Annotated in this window: 20 protein-coding genes; 3 read left to right on the top strand and 17 right to left on the bottom strand. The window is 67.6% G+C overall.

Annotated elements, in window-relative coordinates; translation table 11 throughout:
* Nucleotides 1-33: 33 nt before the first annotated feature.
* The 4 genes from ABZ827_RS01245 to rpe form a co-directional block, all read right to left on the bottom strand.
* Nucleotides 34-1,431 carry a lanthionine synthetase C family protein gene (locus ABZ827_RS01245; RefSeq protein ID WP_357231059.1) on the bottom strand — a complete coding sequence of 466 codons (1,398 nt, stop codon included), beginning with the start codon at nt 1,429-1,431 and terminating at the stop codon, nt 34-36.
* Between the two features lie 627 nt (nt 1,432-2,058).
* Complete coding sequence (locus ABZ827_RS01240; RefSeq protein ID WP_357231056.1) at nt 2,059-2,331, bottom strand: hypothetical protein; 273 nt, start codon at nt 2,329-2,331, stop codon at nt 2,059-2,061.
* Nucleotides 2,332-2,554: 223 nt separating this feature from the next.
* The gene (lepB, locus tag ABZ827_RS01235) at nt 2,555-3,346 is read right to left on the bottom strand and encodes a signal peptidase I (RefSeq protein WP_357231053.1); all 792 of its coding nucleotides are present in this window, start codon (nt 3,344-3,346) and stop codon (nt 2,555-2,557) included.
* Nucleotides 3,347-3,483: 137 nt separating this feature from the next.
* On the bottom strand, nt 3,484-4,155 hold the full coding sequence (rpe, locus tag ABZ827_RS01230; RefSeq protein ID WP_357234352.1) for a ribulose-phosphate 3-epimerase: 672 nt from the start codon (nt 4,153-4,155) through the stop codon (nt 3,484-3,486).
* Nucleotides 4,156-4,262: 107 nt separating this feature from the next.
* Between rpe and ABZ827_RS01225 the strand changes: the two genes are divergently transcribed.
* The 3 genes from ABZ827_RS01225 to ABZ827_RS01215 all read left to right on the top strand — a co-directional run bounded on the left by ABZ827_RS01225 (nt 4,263) and on the right by ABZ827_RS01215 (nt 7,998).
* Entirely contained in the window at nt 4,263-4,685 is a 423-nt protein-coding gene (locus ABZ827_RS01225; RefSeq protein WP_357231050.1) for an anti-sigma factor, read from the top strand.
* The gene (locus ABZ827_RS01220) at nt 4,682-5,599 is read left to right on the top strand and encodes a SigB/SigF/SigG family RNA polymerase sigma factor (RefSeq protein WP_357231047.1); all 918 of its coding nucleotides are present in this window, start codon (nt 4,682-4,684) and stop codon (nt 5,597-5,599) included. The genes ABZ827_RS01225 and ABZ827_RS01220 overlap by 4 nt, the downstream gene beginning before the upstream one ends.
* A 236-nt stretch (nt 5,600-5,835) precedes the next feature.
* Nucleotides 5,836-7,998 carry a molybdopterin oxidoreductase family protein gene (locus tag ABZ827_RS01215; RefSeq protein ID WP_357231043.1) on the top strand — a complete coding sequence of 721 codons (2,163 nt, stop codon included), beginning with the start codon at nt 5,836-5,838 and terminating at the stop codon, nt 7,996-7,998.
* A 17-nt stretch (nt 7,999-8,015) separates the two neighbouring features.
* Here ABZ827_RS01215 and ABZ827_RS01210 read toward each other — a convergent pair whose 3' ends face one another.
* From ABZ827_RS01210 to pyrF, 13 genes are all read right to left on the bottom strand, one after another.
* Nucleotides 8,016-8,369: an MmcQ/YjbR family DNA-binding protein gene (locus ABZ827_RS01210; RefSeq protein ID WP_357231040.1), complete on the bottom strand. Its 354-nt coding sequence runs from the start codon at nt 8,367-8,369 to the stop codon at nt 8,016-8,018.
* Between the two features lie 66 nt (nt 8,370-8,435).
* Nucleotides 8,436-9,770, bottom strand: coding sequence for an RsmB/NOP family class I SAM-dependent RNA methyltransferase (locus ABZ827_RS01205; protein WP_357231037.1), 1,335 nt, complete (start codon nt 9,768-9,770; stop codon nt 8,436-8,438).
* Nucleotides 9,771-10,468: 698 nt separating this feature from the next.
* On the bottom strand, nt 10,469-11,389 hold the full coding sequence (fmt, locus tag ABZ827_RS01200; RefSeq protein ID WP_357231034.1) for a methionyl-tRNA formyltransferase: 921 nt from the start codon (nt 11,387-11,389) through the stop codon (nt 10,469-10,471).
* The gene (gene def, locus ABZ827_RS01195; RefSeq protein WP_357231031.1) at nt 11,389-11,931 is read right to left on the bottom strand and encodes a peptide deformylase; all 543 of its coding nucleotides are present in this window, start codon (nt 11,929-11,931) and stop codon (nt 11,389-11,391) included. Before def ends, fmt begins: the two co-directional genes overlap by 1 nt.
* Before the next feature lie 202 nt (nt 11,932-12,133).
* Nucleotides 12,134-12,961 (bottom strand): alpha/beta fold hydrolase, encoded by an 828-nt coding sequence (locus tag ABZ827_RS01190; protein ID WP_357234349.1) that lies wholly within the window; start codon nt 12,959-12,961, stop codon nt 12,134-12,136.
* 260 nt (nt 12,962-13,221) lie between these two features.
* Nucleotides 13,222-13,881 (bottom strand): PadR family transcriptional regulator, encoded by a 660-nt coding sequence (locus ABZ827_RS01185; protein WP_357231028.1) that lies wholly within the window; start codon nt 13,879-13,881, stop codon nt 13,222-13,224.
* Between the two features lie 707 nt (nt 13,882-14,588).
* The gene (locus ABZ827_RS01180) at nt 14,589-16,790 is read right to left on the bottom strand and encodes a primosomal protein N' (protein ID WP_357234346.1); all 2,202 of its coding nucleotides are present in this window, start codon (nt 16,788-16,790) and stop codon (nt 14,589-14,591) included.
* A gap of 154 nt (nt 16,791-16,944) precedes the next feature.
* Entirely contained in the window at nt 16,945-18,156 is a 1,212-nt protein-coding gene (gene metK, locus ABZ827_RS01175) for a methionine adenosyltransferase (protein ID WP_357231025.1), read from the bottom strand.
* 313 nt (nt 18,157-18,469) lie between these two features.
* Complete coding sequence (coaBC, locus tag ABZ827_RS01170) at nt 18,470-19,723, bottom strand: bifunctional phosphopantothenoylcysteine decarboxylase/phosphopantothenate--cysteine ligase CoaBC (RefSeq protein ID WP_357231022.1); 1,254 nt, start codon at nt 19,721-19,723, stop codon at nt 18,470-18,472.
* Between the two features lie 42 nt (nt 19,724-19,765).
* On the bottom strand, nt 19,766-20,044 hold the full coding sequence (gene rpoZ, locus ABZ827_RS01165; protein WP_068037227.1) for a DNA-directed RNA polymerase subunit omega: 279 nt from the start codon (nt 20,042-20,044) through the stop codon (nt 19,766-19,768).
* Between the two features lie 60 nt (nt 20,045-20,104).
* Nucleotides 20,105-20,677, bottom strand: coding sequence for a guanylate kinase (gmk, locus tag ABZ827_RS01160; protein WP_357231018.1), 573 nt, complete (start codon nt 20,675-20,677; stop codon nt 20,105-20,107).
* A gap of 21 nt (nt 20,678-20,698) precedes the next feature.
* The gene (gene mihF, locus ABZ827_RS01155; RefSeq protein ID WP_357231015.1) at nt 20,699-21,019 is read right to left on the bottom strand and encodes an integration host factor, actinobacterial type; all 321 of its coding nucleotides are present in this window, start codon (nt 21,017-21,019) and stop codon (nt 20,699-20,701) included.
* Between the two features lie 581 nt (nt 21,020-21,600).
* A complete protein-coding gene (gene pyrF, locus ABZ827_RS01150; protein ID WP_357231012.1) occupies nt 21,601-22,422 on the bottom strand; it encodes an orotidine-5'-phosphate decarboxylase in 822 nt (273 codons plus the stop codon).
* Nucleotides 22,423-22,451: the final 29 nt, after the last annotated feature.

Raw genomic sequence — 22,451 nt, 5'->3', positions numbered from 1 at the left:
GAAAGAGAGTCGCGCTGCTCAGGAGTGCCGCGGCTACAGGAACAGCAGGGCGTCCCAGGCTGTGCGCTTCGGATCCAGAGGTGAAAGCAAACTGAGTAACACGCCCGCCGCCCCGGTGAGGAAACCGGGATCATCGATATATTCTCCATGCTGCGGCTCGTCAGCGAATATGAACGGGCGAGTGGGATCCGCGTGAGAAATGGCTACCTCCAGCTCTTCGTCTCGCATCCGGCTGAATTCTTCGATACCGGTCATGCGGTATGCGCGATGAGCGGAGGCGGCAATTCCGGCACGTCCATGGCACAGCGTGACCGAGAAAACATTTCTATCGTGAGAGTTTGTGTGCCGCACATTACGCAGGGCCGCTGTCGCCACTTCGGTTACCTGGGGCAGATCCGCTACCGCGGCGGCTGAAAACAATGCCGCCGTAACACCCGGTGCTCCATAACACCACGCTGTCCGCGCGGGCCTGGAGTGTGGATCGTATTCCAGGGTCCGGTCGCCCGGCCGCGCATTGAACGCAGTGGGCCATGCCGGTCCGGTAGCGGTCTCGCAGGTGTGCTCGGAAAGCCACAGCGCCAGCTCTCGCACTCGCTCCGCGACCGGCGTTCCTCCGATGCCGGCGCGGGCCGCCGTACAAAGAGCGGCAAGAATACCGGGCAGGCCGTGCGCAAGCCCGAGGTTGTACATGCCATGTGGCGATCGCTCGCCATACCAGCTGAAACCGATGGGATACCGGTCCGGGGTGATCAGCCAGCCCGGTCGCCCGTGCTCGTCGATATCCGTGATCTGCATCAGATAATCCGCCAGATGCTCGGCCGCGTTCGACATACTTTCCGGAGGGGAATCCATCATTGTCAGCAATCGGACCGTGGTGGCCAGCTGCCCCGCAGCTCCGGATATCAGGTCATAGGCGGTAAATGGAAGGCCGTCACCGGGCCGGCTCCTGGTGGTCTCCAGCAGTTTGGTGCCCAACTGGTCGGCCAATCGTCGCAGAGTAGGCAGGTAGCGCGGTTCCTGGCCCGCGAATTCCGCCAGCACAGCGGTGAATCCGCATAAGCCGTTGTGTAAACCGGGTTGGTGTATGGCGTGAACCACCGTGGTATCGGCTGCCTGCTTCAGGAGTGCTCGTGCGGATTCGGTCAGATCCGGTGCGTTCAGGACCTGCCCGGCGTAGAGCAATGCCAGAGCGCACCCGCTGTATCCACTGGCCAGACCGGCAGCCTCGTGCGGACGTGGTCGAGGTAAGGACAAATCCGGGTCGGCGAGTTGAGCCAGCCGATATGCCACCTGCTCTGCCGGTCGCGCAAAAATCGAATCCATCGCCATTGTCCACACTCTTCGATCGATTGAAATTGGTACTGCCAGAATTTTTGACCAGATGAGGATCGTATTTTTGTGTAGCGGGGGGTAGGAAGGGTCGTTTCTCACCCCCCGCCTGCGGCAAACCCTGGTCAGGCTATATCAGATTCAGCTCGACCGAATTGCCGCACCATCGATGCACTTGTCAGCAACAGCAATCGATAGTTCCCGAACTATTGCATGAACCGCCGCACGAGTAGCAGCTGGAACCGATACTGAGGACCCCTGACCTCAGCGCCGGATCAGCAATATCGCTGGCGTTCACTCGAATGTCCAGGTCGAAGTCGTTTGTTGGCATGATCCATTATTCCCTTCGAAGAGTTGAATTACGGTGCCTACGTCTGAATTGCAGGCATGCGGGACATCCCGCAGTCTTATCGGACAGGTTGGAACCACCTCCGTGCTGTGAAATAAACTGCACTTTTGTGCAGTTTCCCGCGCCGTGGAGTAAGGACTCCCGTGCGGCAGCTTATTCGGCCGGAATCAGGAATTATTTGAACTCATCGGCTCATATAATGCATAGTGTTTCGATGCTTTACCGGGGATTACCGGTACCGAATTTCGTCGTTACTCATGCCCACCCGACGACAAATGAGGCCTTCTGAGAATGCTGGAGGAATGCGGCGTCGCAGGGACGACGTCCCGTTCACAGCTGCGGTGCGAACCTTGCGGTTCGCAATCCGTCCAGCGCTCCGGCTACGGACCCGTAGTGAAACGCTGTAGCGACGGCAGCGCCGTCGATACGAATCCCTTATTGCGGGTATGCGGCATTGGATCGGCCGCATCGAGGAGCCGCGGCCGCCACAACCTCATAGCGAAGCCGTCGGCAGCTGCCGAGCCCGAGCCGAAGCCGGCGGGTAGACGGTCCCGAAGCAACACGGTCGAATCGTCGTTTGGCGGCGCCACTGTGGTGGCCGCATCATTCAGGCGCGCCGACAGGGCGCGCAACTGCTCTGGATCAACCAGCATGAATAAATCCTCCCCCGAGAACTGCGACCAACCGATGGCGAGTGATGTTCACTGCGAAGCGCCATGGTTGTTCACTGAAAGTGTTCGGCCCCAAGCTTATTCGATCGAACCGGCGTTGGCTCTATTTCTCTCGATCTGGACGATGTGAGTTGCGCCACTTGTCGATTGTCGTGCACGGGCGGACCGAACCGCCCGACTCTCACCTGCGCGCCGAGCGCACGGTTCATTCCCCACCGTGCGATCGGGGGTCTTGCGATCGAACCGGTCCGAGGCTGGTGGGTGGCCAGATTTTGAACGAGGTCTTACCCCGCACGTTGTCCACCGGCACCGTCCCCTGCAACGCGTCGTTGATATGCGCTCGCGAATCGCTGGATTCGGCCCGGTTGTCGCCCATGACCCACAGGTGGCCTTCCGGGACCGTGACCGGTCCGAAGATCCGGCCGGCCGGGAAGGGCGCGTTCGGGCCGTCGGTACGCCAGGGCTGGTTCGCCTTGATGTACGGCTCATCCAGCGGCTCGCCGTCGACCATCACGCGCCCCTGCTCATCGCAGCATTCCACGGTCTGACCGCCCACCGCGATCACTCGTTTTACCAGGTCGTTCTCGTCCGGCGGGACCAACCCGACGATGGACAGGAAGTTCTGGACCCCGCGGATCACGGCGTTGTCGGATCGGATCGACCGGTACCCCTCGTTCCAGGACTCCGCGCCGGCGAAGACGACCACGTCCCCGGGTTTCGGTTCGCCGGTGTAGTAGGAGATCTTCTGTACGTAGATCCGGTCCCCGATCAACAGGGTGTTCTCCATCGACTGCGACGGGATTTGATAGGGGCGGCCCACGAACGTGACCGTCACCGCCGCGATCAACCCCGCGATCAGGATCAGAATCGGCAATTCCTGCCAGAACGGCCGCTGCTTCTTCGTCTTCCCGGAGAACCGGCTCCCGTTCCCGGAACGCGGCTGCCCACCCTCATCGCCGGATTTCGGCGCCTGCACCGCCTCGCCTGTGTCTGCCACACTCGACACAGTAACTGTTGCGGGGCACCGGGATTGACGACACTACCGGCAGGCAGCTGCTCCAGGCTTGTGACCAGTGGCTCGATCATGGCCGGGACCACGGGGGTTTGCCGCGGACCTGCGAGCCGGTTGCATGGTCAGCGCACAGCGTGATGCGGTGACCATGCCGCAGCCGCCTGGCGGCGCAACGTCTCGACTGTCGCACCGGGGTCAGCGGTGTTGTACACAGCGGATCCGGCTACGAAACAGTCGATGCCGGCCTCCGCGGCCCGTTCGATGGTTTCGGCGTTGATTCCCCCGTCGATCTCGACCACCAGCCGCAACTCCCCCGCGTCGACCAGCCGCCGCACGACCTTCGCCTTCTCCAGCACCGCCGGTATGAACGACTGACCGCCGAACCCCGGCTCGACACTCATCACGAGCAGAGTGTCGAAATTCCGGAGGATCTCCAGATACGGCTCGATCGGAGTATTCGGCTTCACCGACAATCCGGCCTTGGCCCCCGCCGCCCGGATATCCCGCGCCACCGCCACCGGATCGTCGGTGGCCTCGGCATGGAAGGTCACGTTGTAGGCGCCCGCTTCGGCATAGGGGGGCGCCCACCGAGCCGGGTCCTCGATCATCAGATGGCAGTCCAGCGGGATATCGGTTGCCTTCAGCAAGCTCTCCACGACCGGTAGGCCCAGGGTCAGATTCGGTACGAAATGCGCGTCCATGACATCCACATGCAGCCAATCCGCACTCGCCACCGCTTCGGCCTCATCGGCCAGCCGCGCGAAATCCGCGGACAGAATGGACGGGGCGATCATCGGGACGGACGGGCGGGTGAACGTGGGCTCGGACGCAGTCACGCGCCGTAGTCTAATGGCCGCCACCGCCGCCCGAGGCGGCGCCATAGATGCAGTAGCCTGCCAGGGTGATCAATACTTCGGCGGAAGAGGGGATCCACGGCTCCCCTGTGGAGATTCGGGTGGCGGCTTCGGTGACGCAGTTGCCGATTGTGCGTGGTCTCGCCGAAACCCTGGTCCTGCTCAGCGATTTCACTCTCGACGAGGTCGCCGATATCCGTCTCGCGGTGGACGAGGCGTGTTCCACACTGATCGGTTTGGCCGCGCCCGATACGAGTCTGGATTGTGTGTTCACCATCGGTGACACCGATCTGCGGGTGCGGGTCGCCGGTATCGCGGGACGGGAGGGCCTGCCCGATTCGCATAGTTTCGGCTGGCATGTTCTGCGTACCCTCACCGATGCGGTGGACGCCCGGCAGGAGTCCTACGACCAGCAGGTTTCCGGATATCCGACAGCGGTCGAATTCCGTCGGGTCCGGGGGAAAGCGTGACCGAACAGGACAAGCCGCTCGAATCCCGCGATACCGCGAGCGACCCCGCCGACGGCCCCGGTCAGGAGCCCGCTACCGACCGCGACGGTGCGAACGGCGGCGATCCGGGTAGCGAGGCGGATGCCGGTGCCGAGGACGATCTCGAGGAGACTCCGCAGGTCAGCGGGTACGACGATGTTGCGGGGCTGTTCGTCCAGTTGGCGGCCGCGGAGCCGGAGTCGGCCCAGCATGCCACGCTCCGGAACGAGCTGATCGGTCGTTGTATCCCGCTGGCCGACCATATCGCCCGCAAGTTCAGTGGCCGTGGGGAACCGTTCGACGATCTGACCCAGGTCGCCCGGGTGGGCCTGGTACACGCGGTGGACCGTTTCGATGTGTCGCGCGGTTCGAATTTTCTGTCCTTCGCGGTGCCCACCATCATGGGCGAGGTGCGCCGGTATTTCCGGGACAACACCTGGGCGATGCGGGTGCCGCGCCGGGTGAAGGAGACCCATCTGCGGATCGGGGCGGCGGTGGATTCGCTCTCGCAATCGCTGGGCCGTTCGCCGACGGCCAAGGAGATCGCGGCCGAGCTCGATGTCGATCCGGACGAGGTGACCCAGGCGGTGATCGCCGGGAACGCCTACCAGCCGACGTCGATCGACGCGGCCTCGGTGGGTCGTGATACCGACGCGTCGCTGCTCGATACCCTCGGCGAGGAGGAAGCGCAGTTCGATCGGGTCGAGGAGTATGTGGCGATCCGGCCGCTGCTGGCCGGGCTGCCGGAGCGCGAGCGCCGGATCCTGACCATGCGGTTCTTCGAATCGATGACGCAGACGCAGATCGCCCAGCAGATGGGGATATCGCAGATGCATGTCTCGCGGATTCTCACGAAAACTCTCGCTCGGCTGCGGGACCAGTCGGCTCGGGAGTAAACGCCCTCGACCGGCATCACATCGCCCGGTTCGAGGCTTCCGGCTGTTGTGCCCACTTCGCCGGGCGGTCTACCCTCATCACTGAGAGTTTGAGTGGGAAATTATCTCAGCTAACCATTCCGCTGAGTCCCCTCTTCTCCACAGGCCAGAGCAACCGACGAGCCGGATCAGCCCGTAATCCGGCGCTCATGCGGGTCGCGCGTCGACGACGACGCGGCAGAAGGTGATGTGACGTTATGACCGCTGAAACCATCGCCCGGCAATGCACACTGTGCGAGGCCCACTGCGGCATTCTGGTGACCGTCGACGATTCGACGGTCACCAAGATCGAAGGGAACCCCGACGACGTGCTGTCGAAGGGATATATCTGCCCCAAGGCGACCGCCATGGCCGGGCTGCACGACGATCCGGACCGGTTGCGTACACCGGTACGGCGGGTGGGTGACCGGTTCGAACCGATCGGCTGGGACGAGGCGTTCCGGGAGGTGGGCACCCGGCTACGGCAGGTGCGGCGCGACCACGGCCCGCATGCGGTGGGTATGTATCTCGGCAATCCGGCGGCGCACAACTCGGCGATCATGTACGCCATGGCCCTGCGCGCCGGCCTGATGACCCGCAATTTCTTCACCGCGTCATCGATCGACCAGTTCCCCCAGGAATTCGTGGCCTGGCAGATGTACGGCTCGAATTTCCTGATGCCCATCGCCGATATCGATCGCACCGATCGGCTGGTGATCCTCGGCGCCAATCCGGCGGTATCCAACGGTTCGGTCACCACCATGCCCGGTGCCAAGAACCGGATCAAGGATGTGCGCGCCCGCGGCGGCAAGGTTGTGGTGATCGACCCGCGGCGCACCGAAACCGCACGCCTGGCCGACGAGCATGTGGCCGTGCTGCCGGGCGGTGATCCGTATCTGCTGCTGGCCGTGCTGCACGTACTGCTCACCGAGGACCTGTGCGACCGGACCGCCGTGCGCGCCCAGTGCGCCGGAACGGATACCTTGCGGGAGCTGGTATCCGGCTTCTCGCCCGAGGATGCCGCCCCTTACGCCGGAGTCGACGCCGAGACGATCCGGCGGCTGGCCCGGGACCACGCGGCGGCGGGATCGGCGGTGATGTACGCACGGATCGGGGTCTGTCAGACCGTCACCGGCACGATCACCCACTGGCTGGTCAACACCATCAACGCGATCACCGGCAACCTCGACCGCCCCGGTGGGCAGATGTACGCCACACCCGCGGTGGACCTGCTGCCACTCGCCCGCCGTATGCCGCCGTTCCACGGCGCGTGGACCGACCGCTCCGGAAAGTACAAATCGTTCCGGTTCGAATTACCGGTGGCCGCCCTGGCCTCCGAGATCCTCGACGAGGGCGCGGAACAGATCCGCGCCATGATCACCTATGCCGGTAACCCGGTGCTGTCCACGCCGCAGCGGGGTCGACTCGACAAGGCACTGAGTGCACTGGATTTCTATGTGGCCGTGGATATGTACATCACCGAAACCACCCGCCACGCGGACATCATTCTGCCGCCGGTATCACCGCTGGAACGCGAGGATCTCGACATCCTGCTGACGATGTTCAGCGTGCACAACAACGTTCGCTACAACGCCCGCGCTGTCGAACCACCCGAGGACGGCCTCGAGGACTGGGAGATCATGGCGCGGCTCACCACCGAAATCCTGCCGCTGCCGCTGCGCGCTGTGACCGGCCGGGCCCTCAACGCGGTATTCGCCCGGTTCAGCCCGCTGCGCGCGGCAGCACTCGGGATGGCAGCCGGCCCGCACGGCGTACTGCGACGCGGCCGCAAAGGTGTCACTCTGGCGAAGGTGCGCGCCGCCCGCGGCGGTATCGACCTGGGTCCGCTGCGACCCCGGCTGCGCTCCCTCATCGCCACCGGCGACCGTTTGGTGCAGCTGGCGCCGCGTTCGTTCGTCGCCGAGGCGCGCCGGCTGCTCGACGAGGCAGGCGCCGCCCGGGACGACGGCTTCGATCTCCGGCTGATCGGCCGCCGCCACCTGCGTAGCAATAATTCGTGGCTGCACAATGTGCCCTCGATGGTGAAGGGTCGTGACCGGTGCACCGCGTTGATGCACCCCCAGGACGCGACCGCACGCGGGGTCGCCGAGGGCGACCGGGTCACCGTCAGTTCACCGACCGGCTCCATCGCGGTACCCGTGGAGATCAGTGCCGATATCCGGCCCGGAACGATCGCGATCCCGCATGGGTGGGGCCATCAGGAGCCGGGAGTCGGGTGGACGGTCGCGGCCGCGCTACCGGGCGCGAACGTCAATCTGCTGCACGATCCGGAACAGGTCGACCGGATCTCCGGAAACGCCGCGGTGAACAGCACCTGGGTCAAGGTGGAGCCGGCCGGGAAAGCCGCTACCGCCGGCTGATCCACCGACCCGCGCGGTCACTGCGAACCGCGCAGCTCCCGCTCTCGGCGTAATTTCGCCGGGGCGACCAGCCACCACGCGGCGTCCAGGAGCTCACCTAACTGCTCGGCGTCGACACGGTCCAGGTCGATGAGTATGTAGGGGTAACCGTCGTAGTGCGGGGTGGTGTAGAAGGCCGGATCACCGGAGGCCAGCAGGGCCTGCTTCTCCACCATCTCGCAGCGCAGCGCGAGACCGCCTTCGGCCTCCGTGCGCAGCCGGGCGAAACTCTTGCCCGCGGCTTTCAGCGCCGGGGTCCGGTAGGAGGTCGATTCGGCGACTTCCGGCAGTTCGGTGGCGATGCGTACCACGTTCTCCCAGGTGAGGCTCATACCGACAGTCTGCCCCGGCCGTCGGCGACAGCCTTGGAAATTCGTCGCCGACGCAGCGGGTGGCCCTCACAGCGGTTTGCGGAGCGCGGCCACGAACATCGCGTCGGTGCCGTGCCGATGCGGCCACAACTGCGCGGTGGGACCGTGCCCGAGCCCGGTGACACCCGGCAGCAGCTCGCGGGCATCCAACTGTTCGGCGCCGGTGCGGCGCACCGCATCCGCCACCACGGCGACGGTTTCCGGCAGATGCGGGGAGCAGGTCGAGTAGACCACCACGCCGCCCGGCCGCACCAGGTCCCAGGCCGCGGCGACGAGTTCGCGCTGCAGGGCGACCAGGTCCGCGATATCGGCGGGGGTCCGCCGCCAGCGGGCCTCGGGGCGGCGGCGCAACGCGCCCAGCCCGGTGCACGGGGCATCGACCAGGATCCGGTCGTACCCGGCGGTCAGGCCACTGTCGCGACCATCGGCGATATGCACCTCGACCGGCAGCTCCCGAGTGGCCGAACGGACGAGTTCGGCGCGGTGCCCGGCCGGTTCCACGGCGTCCACCCGGTAGCCGTCGATCCCGGCGAGCGCGCCCAGCAACGCGGTTTTTCCGCCCGGGCCCGCGCACAGGTCCAGCCAGCGCCCGCCGTCGGCGCCGTGCAACCGCGCACGGGTCAGCGCGAGCGCGACGAGTTGACTGCCCTCGTCCTGGACCGCGGCCATCTCCTCACGGACCGGTTCCAGCGCCCCGGGATCGCCCCCGCCCTCGAGATACACCGCGTACGGGGACCAACGGCCCTCCTCGCCCCCCGTGACCAGAGCCAGTTCCTCGGCGGTGATATCGCCGGGGCGGGCCACCAGATGCACCACCGGGCGGGCGTCGTCGGCGGCGAGCAGGTCGCGCAGTTCGCCGGCGTCCGCGCCGAGGGCGTCGGCGAATGCCTGCGCGATCCATACCGGATGCGCGTATTCGAAGGCGAGGCGCCCGATCGGATCCCGCGGTGCGAGCCGCGCGACCCACTCGTCGCCTGTCCGTTCGGCGACGCGGCGCAGTACGGCGTTGACGAACCCGGCCCGGCCCGAACCGGTTTCGGCACGAGCCAACTCCACCGACGTATGCACCGCCGCATGGGGTTCGACCCGGGTTCGTAGCAACTGGTAAGTCCCCAGCCGCAGGATATCCAGTAGCGGACCGTCGATCTCCTCGATATCGCGACCGGCGCATTCGGCGATCACCGCGTCGAGGAAACCGAGTGTCCGGCAGGATCCGTAACCGAGTTCGGTAGCCAATGCGGCGTCCCGGCCCTGTACGGAATATTCGCGTAACAACGCCGGGAGCACCAGGTTGGCGTAGGCGTCGCGATCCCGGACCGCGCGCAAGGTTTCCAGCGCGACAGTGCGCGCCGGGTCCGCCACAGCGTTTCGCCGGCCACCCGGTTGCGCCGGCGCACCCCCGCGGCCGGACCGTGGACTGTTTCCCGACCGGCTGCCACCGCCTCCCGCTGTTTTCTCCGGGGGTATGCGCCGTGGACCGTCGGCGCGCCTGCCGGACCCTTGTCCGCCGCGCTGGTCCCGGCCGGCCCCAGCCGAACCGCTACGCTCCCCGGGCCGCGTGGGTGTGCCTCCCCCAGCCCGATCACGTGGACCTCCGCGTTCCTTGCCGCGCCGGGCGTCGCCCGGATCCCGGCGCCGCGGAGACCGATCCGGAGTCTCCTCGAAACCACGGCCGCTGTCGGGGCGTTTCCCGTAGTCACGGCCTTCCCGGCCCTTGCCGGATTTGCGCTGGTTCCCGCCGGCGTTCCGGGTATCCGGCCGAGCCCGGGCTCCCCGCTCCGGATCCCTGTCCGATCTCCGGTCGGGTCGTTGTCGTTCACCCGATCGCGAATCGGGCCGACGGCGCTGCTGTTCGCGACCGCCCGCAGGCTCTCCGGGCCGCGAATCGGCGCGGCTCCCACCGTTCCCGGACCCGGCGGCACGTCCTTCCCGCCGCGAATCCGCCGCACCCGATCGCTCGCCGCGGGAGCCGCCCGCTTCGGCATCACCCGGCTCCGCGCCGGTGGGGTCGGGCTTCGGGCGGCGGCGGAACCCACGCGGCTGCTCCCCCGCGGAGCCGGTCATTCGACCACCGTGCCGGGTTCCAGGCGGGCGCCCCGCGCCCAATCCAGTGCCGCCATCATCCGTTTCCCCTGGGGCTGCACCCGGTCCAGCCGGACCGCGGTAGTCGCGGTGCCGATATAGACACCGGTTTTGCGTACCTCGATCTGTCGTTCCGGCAGTACATCCTCGACCAGTTCCACGGGACCCAGTTTCAGCCGGTTTCCGGCCACCGATGTCCAGGCACCGGGCTGCGGGGTCACCGACCGGATCGCGCGACCGACCGCGAGCGCGGGTTGATCCCAGCGCACCTGCGCCGCGTCCACGGTAACTTTCGGCGCATACGAGACTCCATCGGTGGATTGCGGAATCGCTTGCAGCGTACCGTCTTCCACACCGTGCAAGGTCTGTTCCAGTAACGCGGCCCCACTGTCGGCCAGCCGCGCCAGCAGATCACCTGCTGTATCGCTGACGGCGATCCGCTCGGTGACCACCCCGTAGACCGGCCCGGTGTCCAAACCTGTTTCGATCCGGAACGTGGACGCCCCGGTGATCTCGTCCCCCGCCGCGATGGCGGCCTGAACCGGCGCCGCACCGCGCCAGGCGGGCAGTAACGAGAAATGCAGATTGATCCAGCCGTGCCGCGGAATATCGAGGACCTCGGCGGGCAGCAGCGCACCGTAGGCCACCACCGGGCAGCAATCCGGCGCCAAATCCTCCAGGGCTTCGACGAATTCGGGGTCGGCGGGTTTACGTGGGGTGAACACCGGGATCCCGTGTTCGTCGGCCACCTGCCCGACGGGTGAGCGATGTACCTTCCGGCCCCGGCCGGAAGCCGCGTCCGGCCGGGTCACCACAGCGATCACTTCGTGCCGGGAGTCGATCAGCCGCCGCAGCGACGGAACCGCCGGGTCCGGGGTGCCGGCGAAAACGATCCGCATCAGTGGTCCCGCTCGGCCAGCGCACGACTCGGCCGGATTGTGATACCCGCGGTGAACCAGTCGGATTCCCGGATGGTGCGCATGGCCTGTTTCCGGTCCGGCGGGTCGAGCCGGTCGATGAACAGGGTGCCGTCCAAGTGGTCGGTTTCGTGCTGCACACAGCGCGCCAGCAATCCCTCGGCTTCGAACTCGACCGGCGCTCCGTGCATATCCACCCCGGTCGCCCGCACGCGCATGGCCCGCCGGGTGTCGTGGTTGACCCCCGGGATGGAAAGGCAGCCCTCCGGCCCGATCTGTTCCTCGTCACCGAGCGCGGTCCAGACCGGGTTGATCAGATGCCCGCGCGCGTCACGGGTGTCGTACACGAACACCCGCAGTCCCACCCCGATCTGCGGAGCGGCCATCCCGACACCGCCGTCGTCGTACATGGTGTCGGTCAGATCGGTCACCAACTGCCGCAGTTCGGGGCCGAATTCGGTGACCTCGGTCGCGCGGGCTCGCAGGATCGGATCGCCGAACAGGCGGACGGACTGGACGGTCACAGTAGCTCCCGGGGAAATGAGACAGGCAGGGAAGATCCCATTCTAGGTTGCCGCACGCCGACCGCCGACACGCGCGGGGCCGTACTCCCTCGACCCCGGCCCGGACAGCTCACGCCGATACCCGCACACGCCGGCGCGCCGGAACACAGCACCTTCGCGAACTGCCCTGTTAGTCACCTTCACGGGCATACGCGCCGAGAACTCAGATATTGCCCCCGATGATCACCTCCGGGATCCCCGTCCCGAGCGGGACCGGCACACATCCGGCTTCCGGTGAGTAGCCCGGGTCCAGAGCCTCCAGCAGCAACCCCGCCACGAACGGGTCGTACACCAGGTGGAAATGTCCCGTGAGATCCTCCGGGCAGCGGTCCTGCAGGACGATGTTCTCCGCCCCCGCCCCGCGCAACGCGATACTGCTGAACGGCTGGATCATTTCGTCCACCCGGCTGCCGATCGTGACGTACCGGACCCCCGGGACCGTATCGCCGCCGGCATTGAGTTCGAGCATGAACGGGGAGCCCTGTGACTGCTGGACCGCGGCCACCGATATCACCTTTTCGGCCAGGGTCATCGCGCCGGGTATCTGCTGGGCCGCGGGGACCAGCCCGTACATGACACCGCCGTAGGTGGGTGAGGCGAGGCCGACCCAGGTGCCGACCGCCGGCGCGCCACCGAGCTTGTTGATGTAGTAGCGGGTCGCGTTCGCGCCCTGGGAGAAACCCACCATATCGACCTGGTCCGCCCCGGTCGCCGTACGCACCTCGTCGACGAATCCGGCGATCTGGTGGGCGCTGAGGACGATGTCCTCGGTTCCGAAGGTGGCCGCCCCCGGTTTACCGCCGTAGTTGACCGCGAAAACGCAGTACCCCTGGTCCACCAGGCGGGGCCCGATGGCCGACCAGTCGGTGTAGGCGCTGGCGTCCGTGCCGTGCGCCAGGATCACCGGACGAGGATGGGCCGCGTCCGGGACACATCCGAAATCGTTCACTCCCCACGGCACCGCACCCGGGTGGGCCTTTGTGTACAGCACCGCGCCGAGATGGTCGGCTTGGGGTGGTGCCCATTCCGTGGGCACCTCGGGCGGCAGGTATCCAGGAGGCTGGGCGGCGCTGCCGGTAGTTCCGAGCAGCACCGACCCAGCCAGTGCGACGGCCACGGTCACCGCGCGCCGGAAGGCCCGGCCGTGCTGTGCACCGCCCCGCCCGGCCGGCCATCGAAATCGTTTCACCACACAATCTTCCACCCTGTCGCCGTGGCGGAAAACCGGTGGGCGAGGTCTTGATCACCCCGTTACTTCCCGGGCTCCTCGTCTCCTGCGAGGATGCGGTACAAGGCTTTCCGTGCCTCGGTGAGTACCTCTTCCGCCTTGGCGGCCTGTTCCGGTGTACCGACAGACGCGACCTGCGCGACAGCACCCATGAGCGGCGGGATCAGCGCGCGGAGATCGCTGGTGTGCGCACCGGCACCCTCCTTGACCTCGGCCCATGGGTCCCCGAGTTCGTCCCGGTGCTCGGCGACGTGGGCGGTACCTGTCTCGGTCAGTTGCGCGCTCTTGCGACCGGCGACTTTCTCGATCGTGATCAGGCCCTCGTCTTCCAACTGGGACAGTGCCGGGTAGATGGACCCGGGACTCGGCCGCCAGAGATCCTCGCTGCGTTCCCGGATCTGCTGGATCAGTTCGTATCCGTGCATCGGCCGCTCGGTGAGCAGCAGCAGGATCGCCGCCCGCACATCGCCACGCCGGCCGCGACCGCCACGCCCGCGTCCACGCCCGAATCCTGGGCCGAACCCCGGCCCGAAGCCCGGTCCGCCGAATCCAGGGCCGAATCCGGGCCCGAATCCGGGCGGACCACCGTGCCGGAATCCGGCGCGACCGGGACCGAACTCGGGATCGAAGCGGTTCCGAAGACCCCTGCGACCCCTCCCTTTACGAAATTCTGCATTCTCCATGTTCTCCATCTCAGCCTCCAAAGCTTCTCGATCTGTTTGCATAGCATCGACGATATATCGACAATCTATCCAACGCAACCAACTCCCGAAAATTCCCACACCGAATCGCCCGCCGCCCCACCCTGGGGAAGGCCCACGCGAGAACCTTCCAGGCAAATTTCACAGCTGCCGACGAACCCCCGTCCCGAATCCGCAGCCCCCGACCCGACAAGTAGTGATCCGAAAACCCCCCGCACGGTGCCAGCGATGTTCACCAACACCCCATCGACCCCACTTTCGCCCCAACCGTGGTCGGCTCACCTTTGCGGGCGGGGCCCGCCCGGTTCTGGAGCGACCAGAGCGAAGGAGCGCAGCGACTGAGCGCCGGGAGTGAAGAACCGGGTTAACAGGGCCCCGCCCTCGAGCCGCGGAGCGGCTCCAAATAACACAGCCCGCCCCTTCACGGATCGTCTACGCCGAGAGCGCGGCTACCTTGACAGATGGTCCACGTAGCGAGCGTGGGTTACCTTCACGGATGATCTACGTCAAGAGCGGTGCCAACAGCGCCCCGCCCCGGCCCCCCGAAGGCGGCACCATAGATACAGCGCCCCGACCTCGAGGCGTGGAGCGCCTCCAAAAACACAGCTCGCCCCTTCACGGAAGGTCCACGAGAGCAGGGTTGACAACGCCCGCCCCCGCGACGCCGAAGGCGGCGCCATATACCCAGCTCAGCCGATATCGAGGGGATCTATCTGGACCCGCGCCGAGGTATCCGCCCGCCGACTGCTGCGCACCGCCTGCGCGGCAGTGAGCGCATCCACCAGCGCCGTGCCCTTCGCGCGAGGGACACGCAACAGAACCCGTTCCACCTCCGCCGCCCGTTCCTCGTCGTCCCGGGCACCCGAGGGTTTGCGTGCCGTAGCGGGCAACGGCACCGGCCCCAGTATCTCGGCCGCTTCCGGGAGTTCGGTCACCGCGAGCAGTTCGGTGATCGCGTCGGGCGTGCCGTCGACCGCCGCCATCCGCACCGCCGGCGGAAATCCGACCTCCGTCCGCTGAGCCAGTTCCGCCGCCGCGTGCCCCGCGGGATCCCACCGCAGCAACGCCTGCACCGTCGGCACCGCCGGGTCGGCCATCACCAGCACCCGGCCCCCGGGTTTCACCAGGGCGGCCGCCCCCAGCCAGCGGCGCAGCGTATCTTCGGCGGCCCGGAGGTCGGCACGGCCGAGCAGTGCCCATCCGTCCAGCAGCAGCCCCACGCCGTACCCCCCGGGCAGCAGCGGTTCGGCACCGACGGTGGCCACCACCACCTGCGGCCCCGGCTCGACCGTGTCCAGTACACCGCCGCCACTCGACCCGCGGATCGGCACTCCGGGAAATGCCCGGCCCAGTTCTTCGGCGGTCCGGGCCGCGCCGATGACCACGGCACGCAGTACCCGCCCACCGCACCCGGGGCACCGGAAGGCGGCCTCCGTCCGGCCGCACCACCGGCAGACCGGGCTGTGCGCCACCTGCCCGCCCGGCCCCGGCGGTTCGTCCGGTAGCGACAGGGGCCCGACACATTGCCTGCAGCGCGCGGGGGTCCGGCATTTCGTACACGCCAGGGCCGGTACGTAGCCGCGTCGCGGTACCTGGACCAGCACACCTTCCCCGGCAGCCAGCGTCTGCCGGGCCGCGGCGAACGCGGCACCGGGAATCCGGACGGCGCGGGCGATGGGGTCCCGTTCGAGCGCGGCATCGGAATCTCCCGGTGCACCGATCCGGGGCGAGGCCGCGCGTACCGTCGCCCGGTCGGCGAGCAGATCATGCGCCCAGCCGGACTCGACTACGGCTTGTATCTCCGCGGTCCGCGCGAAGCCGGCGGCCACGAATGCCGCACCGGTGTCATGTGCCCGGAGCATGGCGACCTCCCGGGCGTGCGGGTAGGGGGCGCGCGGCTCGGCGTAGGTGTCGTCGCCATCGTCCCAGATCGCGATGAGGCCCAGATCCGCCACAGGCGCGAAGACCGCAGCACGGGTACCGACCACCACCCGCGCGCTCCCGCGCAGCACCGCGAGCCAGCGCCGGTATCGGGCCGCCGGTCCCAGTCCGGCCGAGAGCCCGACCGCCGAATCGCCTATCAGCAATTCGCACGCCCGCAGTACCCGGTCCAGGTCGCGCTGGTCGGGAACCATCAGGATCGCGCTACGTCCCCCGGCGACCACAACGGCGGCCAGTTCGGCCAGCCGGTGTGCCCAGTCCTCGCCCGGCAGCGCCTGCCAGGCCGCGCGCGGACCCCGCTGGCCGGCGAGCGCGGTCAGGAAGGAATCGCCGTGCCGGTATCGCTGCCAAGCCCCCATATCCACGCCGGCCGGGACGGCACCCACGCCGGCAGCGACCGCACCGCCGCCGGGTCCCGACGCGGAGTCCTCCCGATTCTCGCCGGACGGCCGTCCCGGCGCCCCCACCGTCGGATCGTGCCCCGTATCCGTCTCCGGGCGAGTGAGGCCGGCCGGAGACGCCGAACCGCTACCCGGTTCCCCGGTGCCCGAAGCTGCCGGTTCGGGCCGGACCGCGCTGTCCGGCGACTCCTGGACGCCGTCACCCGTCCGGCTCTTACCGGCTCCACCGTTCTCCACTCGCGCATGCCGCGGCGGGATCGCCAACCGCAGCACATCGGCCCGGGTTCCCGCGCAACGCGCCGCTACGGTTCTGGCGAGACGCAGGATCTCCGGGGTGAGCACCTGCTCCGCGGATACCACCCGTTCCAGCCGTACCAATTTTCCCGGGTGCTCGGAATCGGTATGCCGCGACAGCAGATAGCCGTCGACCAGACGCCCGGCGAAACGCACTCTGACCCGGACACCGGGCCGGGCGATCTCATCCAGTTCCGGCGGCACCAGATAGTCGAAATCGCGGTCGAGATGTGCGGGTGTGAGCAAGGGCAGAATCCGCGCGACCGGGTGCGATATCGGAGTCGGATCGGCCGGTGCGGATTTCTTTACGCGACGCCCGCCCCGACGCGGCCCCGACTCGGCCGACACCCCCGGCGACTCGGTGTCCCCGGGGGTGTCGGCGGCAGGTCGTGGCACGCGGAACGCGCGCCTACAGTCCGGCGGCGGCGCGCAGTTTGTCCGCGCGGTCGGTGTGCTCCCAGGGCAGATCGATATCGGTGCGGCCGAAATGGCCGTAGGCCGCGGTCGGCGCGTAGATCGGACGCAGCAGATCCAGATCACGGATGATGGCGCCGGGACGCAGATCGAACACCTCGGTGATGGCGGCCGAGATCTTGGCCGGATCGGCCTTCTCGGTGCCGAAGGTCTCGACGAACAGGCCGACCGGGGCCGCCTTACCGATGGCGTAGGCGACCTGCACTTCGACCTTCTCGGCCAGGCCGGCGGCGACCACGTTCTTGGCGACCCAGCGCATCGCGTACGCGGCCGAACGGTCGACTTTGGAGGGATCCTTACCGGAGAACGCGCCACCACCGTGACGGGCCATCCCGCCGTAGGTGTCGACGATGATCTTGCGGCCGGTCAGGCCGGCATCGCCCATCGGGCCGCCGAGCACGAATTTCCCGGTCGGGTTGACCAGCAGCCGGACATCGGAGGTATCCAGATCGGGGACGGCGATATCGGCCAGCACCGCGTCGACGACCTTTTCCCGGATATCGGGGGCCAGCAGATTGTCCAGGTCGATATCGGCGGCATGCTGGGTGGATACGACCACGGTATCCAGCCGGACCGCGCGATCACCCTCGTATTCGATGGTGACCTGGGTTTTACCGTCCGGCCGCAGGTACGGCAGCACACCGGTCTTGCGGACTTCGGTGAGCTTGCGGGACAGCCGGTGCGCCAGTGCGATGGGCAGCGGCATGAGTTCGGGAGTGTCGGTATTGGCATAACCGAACATCAGCCCCTGGTCACCGGCGCCCTGCTGCTCGATTTCGTCGTCGGAGCCGCCCGTCCGCGCCTCGTGCGAGGTATCGACGCCCTGCGCGATATCGGGCGACTGGGCACCGATGGCGACATTGACACCGCAGGAGTTGCCGTCGAATCCCTTGGCGGAGGAGTCGTATCCGATTTCCAGGATCTTCTCCCGGACGATATGCGGAATATCGGCGTAGGCCTCCGTGGTGACCTCACCCGCGACATGCACCTGGCCGGTGGTCACGAGGGTTTCCACCGCGACCCGGCTGCGCGGATCCTGGGCCAGCAGCGCGTCGAGGATGGAATCGCTGATGGCGTCACAGATCTTGTCCGGATGACCCTCGGTCACGGACTCACTGGTGAATAGCCGGCTACCGGACGTGCGCACAGTTTCCCTCTTCTCAACGGTTACTCGTGTCCCGGATGGACCGTAGCGCACGGCTCCGATCGCGACCCTGGACCTCCAGACTATTAGAACGCGCGGCGGGATCGGTGCTCCGGACACCGCCTCGGACAGGTTTCCGAACGCCGCGATTCCGCCGGACCGTCCGGGCCACCGAAACGGCCGGGGCGCGGCCGGCCTGTCGCGGCGGCTCGCACAAACCAGTACGGGTGATCGGCGTGTACGGCAAGAGTTCGGATCGCGCGGATTCGAATTTCGGCGCAGTACTCATCTGTGCGCGAGCGAGGGCCCTGCGTGATTACGCTCCGCTGCCGCCTCGGGACCCGGCTCGCTCATCCAGAAGCGGGCCCAGCGCGTCCAGGACGCGGCTGGCCAGCAGTGCCTTGGAGCCGTGATCGAGGGCCTGCTCGCTCCCGTCGGCGCCGAGCAGCCAGCCGTCGTTGGTATCCACCTCGAACGCCTTCCCGTCGCCCACCGCGTTCACCACCAGCAGATCGCAACCTTTACGAGCCAGTTTGGCCCGGGCATGGGTGATCACATCACCGTCTTCGTCGCCGGTCTCGGCGGCGAACCCCACAATGGCGGTCCCGGCCAGCTGTCCCTCGCGCCGCGCCTGCACCAGACCCGCGAGGATATCCTCGGTTCTGGACAGGGCGATGCTGTCGGGTTCGTCCTTACCCTTTTTGATCTTGGCGGCGGCCACCGACGCGGGCCGGAAATCGGCGACGGCGGCGGCCATGATGACAGCGTCCGCACCCACGGAATGCTTCTCGACCGCGGTTTTGAGCTGTTCGGCGGTGGTGATGTGCACCAGGTCCACCGCCGCCGGGGGCGCCATCTCGATGGTGTTACCGGCGATCAGCGTGACCTGCGCGCCGCGCTGCGCGGCCACCCGGGCCAGTGCGTAGCCCTGTTTTCCGGAGCTGCGGTTACCCAGGAAACGCACCGGGTCCAGCGGCTCGCGGGTACCGCCCGCGGTGATCACGACCCGCTTACCGGCCAGATCGCGCGGTACCGCGTCGGCACGTTCGAGCAGCAGCGAGGCCAGACCGAAGATCTCCTCGGGCTCGGGCAGCCGGCCCGGACCGGTATCGGTGCCGGTGAGCCGGCCCGACGCGGGTTCCATCACCGTGGCACCCTGCGCACGCAACGCGGCCACATTCGCGACGGTCGCCGCGTGCTCCCACATCTCGGTATGCATGGCGGGCGCGAACAGCACCGGACATCGGGCCGTGAGCAGGGTGGCGGTCAGCAGATCGTCGGCGCGGCCGTGAGCGGCCCGCGCCATCAGGTCGGCGGTGGCGGGGGCGATGACGACCAGTTCGGCCTCCTGCCCCAACCGCACATGCGGGACCTCGGGCACATCGGCGAACACCCCGGTATGCACCGGGTGGCCGGACAACGCCTCGAAGGTCGCCTTCCCGACGAACTGCAATGCCGCCTCGGTGGGGACGACGCGGACGGTATGACCGGTCTCGGTGAACCGCCGCACCAGAGCGCACGCCTTGTACGCGGCGATACCGCCGCCCACCCCGACAACTACCCGCGCCATCGCGCGCCTCCTGCCCTATCGGCCGTTCACCCGGCTATCGGGTTATTCGCCTTCGGTGTGCTCGAGCAGATCGCTGTGGATCTCGCGCATCGCCACCGACAGCGGCTTCTCCTGCGGCAGCGGCTCGACCAGCGGGCCGACGTACTCGAGGATGCCGTCGCCCAGCTGGTTGTAGTAGTCGTTGATCTGACGGGCGCGTTTGGCGGCGTAGATCACCAGTGCGTACTTGGACGAGGTGCGGTCGAGCAGCTCGTCGATCGGCGGATTCGTGAGGCCGATCGGGGTGTCGTAGGCGGGCGCGGCGATATCAGTACTGCTCACTGAGGAAGCTCCTGCGGGGTCGGGGCTCGGATACGCGGCGACGTGCGGCCGCGTATCGGGCTACGAATTGGAATTCGTGCTGACGAACAACGATACCAACTGCGCACAGGCGCTGGTCACGGTGTCGTTCACGATCACGGTGTCGAACTCGTCACGCGCGGCCAATTCCACCCGCGCGGTCTCCAGCCGGCGTTCGATGACCTCCGGCGATTCGGTGCCACGGCTGCGCAGCCGGTCCACCAGCTCCTCCCAGCTGGGCGGCGCGAGGAACACCAGCACGGCCTCCGGCATCACCCGCCGGATCGACCGTGCTCCTTCGAGGTCGACCTCGATCAGTACCGACAGCCCCTCCGACAGAGCGGCCCGTACCGGCGCGGCCGGAGTACCCGACCGCTGCAGTCCGCCGTGGATCTCCGCCCATTCGAGCAGATCGCCGGACTCGATCATCGTGTCGAACTCGGCCCGGCTGACGAACCGGTAATCGCGGCCGTCGACCTCACCGGGACGTGGGTCCCGGGTTGTCGCCGACACGCTGAATACCAGTTCCGGCAGCCGTTCGCGGACACAGCGCACCACGGTGGACTTGCCCACGGCCGAGGGGCCGACCAGTACAACCAGCCGACCCTTCGTCATGTTCTCGATCACCGAGGGGTGTCAGGCGCCGAGATCGAATTTGGCGAGCAGCGCCTTGCGCTGCCGATCACCGAGACCACGTAGCCGACGCGTCGGCGCGATCTCGAGCTCAGTCATGATCTCCTCGGCCTTGACCTTGCCGACCTTGGGCAGGGCTTCGAGCAGTGCGCGCACCTTCATCTTGCCGATGATCTCATCGGTCTCGGCCTGGCCGAGGACCTCTTTCAAGTCGGTGCCGCCGCGCTTCAGGCGATCTTTGAGCTCCGCCCGAGCACGGCGAGCGGCAGCCGCCTTCTCCAGAGCAGCGGCGCGCTGCTCGTCAGTCAGCTGGGGAAGGGCCACGGTTCCTCCGTCTCATCATTTCTTGCTTCAACTCCCTGCCGATAACCCGGCAGTCTCAGCGACCGTACCCACGACGCCCCCGGATTGCGAACCCACCCCCCAGGTCAGGGCATGAATCGGACGCCGTAACGCCCCCTTGCCGGCGGGTACGCCCGCCGGCTTGCCCTCGTCCGCACGACCCGCGCCCGCACCACGAAACACCGCTCCAGCAGGGGGTTTTCGGCACACGAACGGATTTGCGGCGGGATAACCACGGGCCCGGCGGACCGTCCGGCTACCTCCCAACCGCCCTACCAGGAATTTTCTGTATTTTTTTGCGGCACCCGCGGCGTCACGGGATTTTGCCCCCTCGGCGTCACTGTTCGGGCCCCGAGACTCCCCTGCGGCGCACACCCTTCGCGGTGACGGCGCACAGTGAACCAGGAAGGTCCACTGTCGCCCCTTCCCGACCGAAACACCGGTGAGTCGGCCCACCAGGAATGCGCCACCATCTCCGTACCTTCGCGGATCGGCCCGCCCGCGCGGGCGCAACCCCACGGAACCACCGGGAGAGCCCGTTGTCCTCCGGCTCCCCGGATGGGTCAGGAGAGAAAGCCGAACTCCTCCTGGAAGGCCCCCAGACGGTCCCGGAGCGCCGTAACCGACGGCCCCGCTCGCAGGACATCACGCGAGACGTTCGGGACCGCAGCCGGCCACAGGGACTCGGGAAGCAGTGCACGGACCGCCGCCGCAGTACCCCCCTGGGCCCCGACACCCGGCAGCAGAATCGGCCCGTTCAAGGCCGTCAGGTCGGGGATCTCGGTGAGCGTCGCGCCGACCACGACCCCCACCGAACCCGGTTCCGGGTCGCCGTTACATCCGGCCGCCGCGTCGACCACCGTCTGTGCGAGCGTGCGCCCGTCCACATCCGCCCGCTGGACCTGTGCCGCTTCCGGGTTGGATGTGGCCGCCAGGACGAACACACCGCGCCCGTTGGCCCGGGCCAGGTCCAGGGCGGGCTGTAGCGCGCCGAACCCCAGGTAGGGCGATACCGTGACCGCGTCCGCGCCCAGCGGTCCGTCCGCGAGCCAGGTCCGGGCGTAGGCGTCCATGGTGGAGCCGATATCGCCGCGTTTGGCGTCGGCAAGGACCAGGGTCCCCGAGGCGCGCAGTACCTCGATGGTGCGTTCGAGGACCCCGATCCCCGCCGAACCGTAGGCCTCGAAGAAGGCGACCTGTGGTTTGACGATCGCCGCGACCCCGTCGAAGGCCTCCACACAGATTTCGGCGAAGGTTTCGAGGCCGTTCGCGTCGTCGGCGAGGTCCCAGGCGGCGAGGAGCGCCGGATGCGGGTCGATCCCGACGCAGATCGGTCCGCGGGCGCGCTGGGCGGCGGCGAGCCGCCGGCCGAAGGTACTCGTCATCGTCTCGTCCTCCGCCGATTCCGCCTCGC

The organism is Nocardia sp. NPDC019395, assembly GCF_040632335.1.
Taxonomy (GTDB): Bacteria; Actinomycetota; Actinomycetes; order Mycobacteriales; family Mycobacteriaceae; genus Nocardia.
Note: the sequence above shows the minus strand (reverse complement) of the source record. Positions and strands in the feature narration are given on the sequence as shown.

Excerpts from the sequence above, each read along its gene's own strand:
- ABZ827_RS01185 (WP_357231028.1), bottom strand. The coding sequence starts at position 13,881 with ATGGAGAATGCAGAATTTCGTAAAGGGAGGGGTCGCAGGGGTCTTCGG.
- fmt (WP_357231034.1), bottom strand. The coding sequence starts at position 11,389 with ATGCGGATCGTTTTCGCCGGCACCCCGGACCCGGCGGTTCCGTCGCTG.
- ABZ827_RS01240 (WP_357231056.1), bottom strand. The coding sequence starts at position 2,331 with ATGCTGGTTGATCCAGAGCAGTTGCGCGCCCTGTCGGCGCGCCTGAAT.
- coaBC (WP_357231022.1), bottom strand. The coding sequence starts at position 19,723 with ATGGCGCGGGTAGTTGTCGGGGTGGGCGGCGGTATCGCCGCGTACAAG.
- pyrF (WP_357231012.1), bottom strand. The coding sequence starts at position 22,422 with ATGACGAGTACCTTCGGCCGGCGGCTCGCCGCCGCCCAGCGCGCCCGC.
- ABZ827_RS01210 (WP_357231040.1), bottom strand. The coding sequence starts at position 8,369 with ATGAGCCTCACCTGGGAGAACGTGGTACGCATCGCCACCGAACTGCCG.
- gmk (WP_357231018.1), bottom strand. The coding sequence starts at position 20,677 with ATGACGAAGGGTCGGCTGGTTGTACTGGTCGGCCCCTCGGCCGTGGGC.
- ABZ827_RS01215 (WP_357231043.1), top strand. The coding sequence starts at position 5,836 with ATGACCGCTGAAACCATCGCCCGGCAATGCACACTGTGCGAGGCCCAC.
- rpe (WP_357234352.1), bottom strand. The coding sequence starts at position 4,155 with ATGATCGCCCCGTCCATTCTGTCCGCGGATTTCGCGCGGCTGGCCGAT.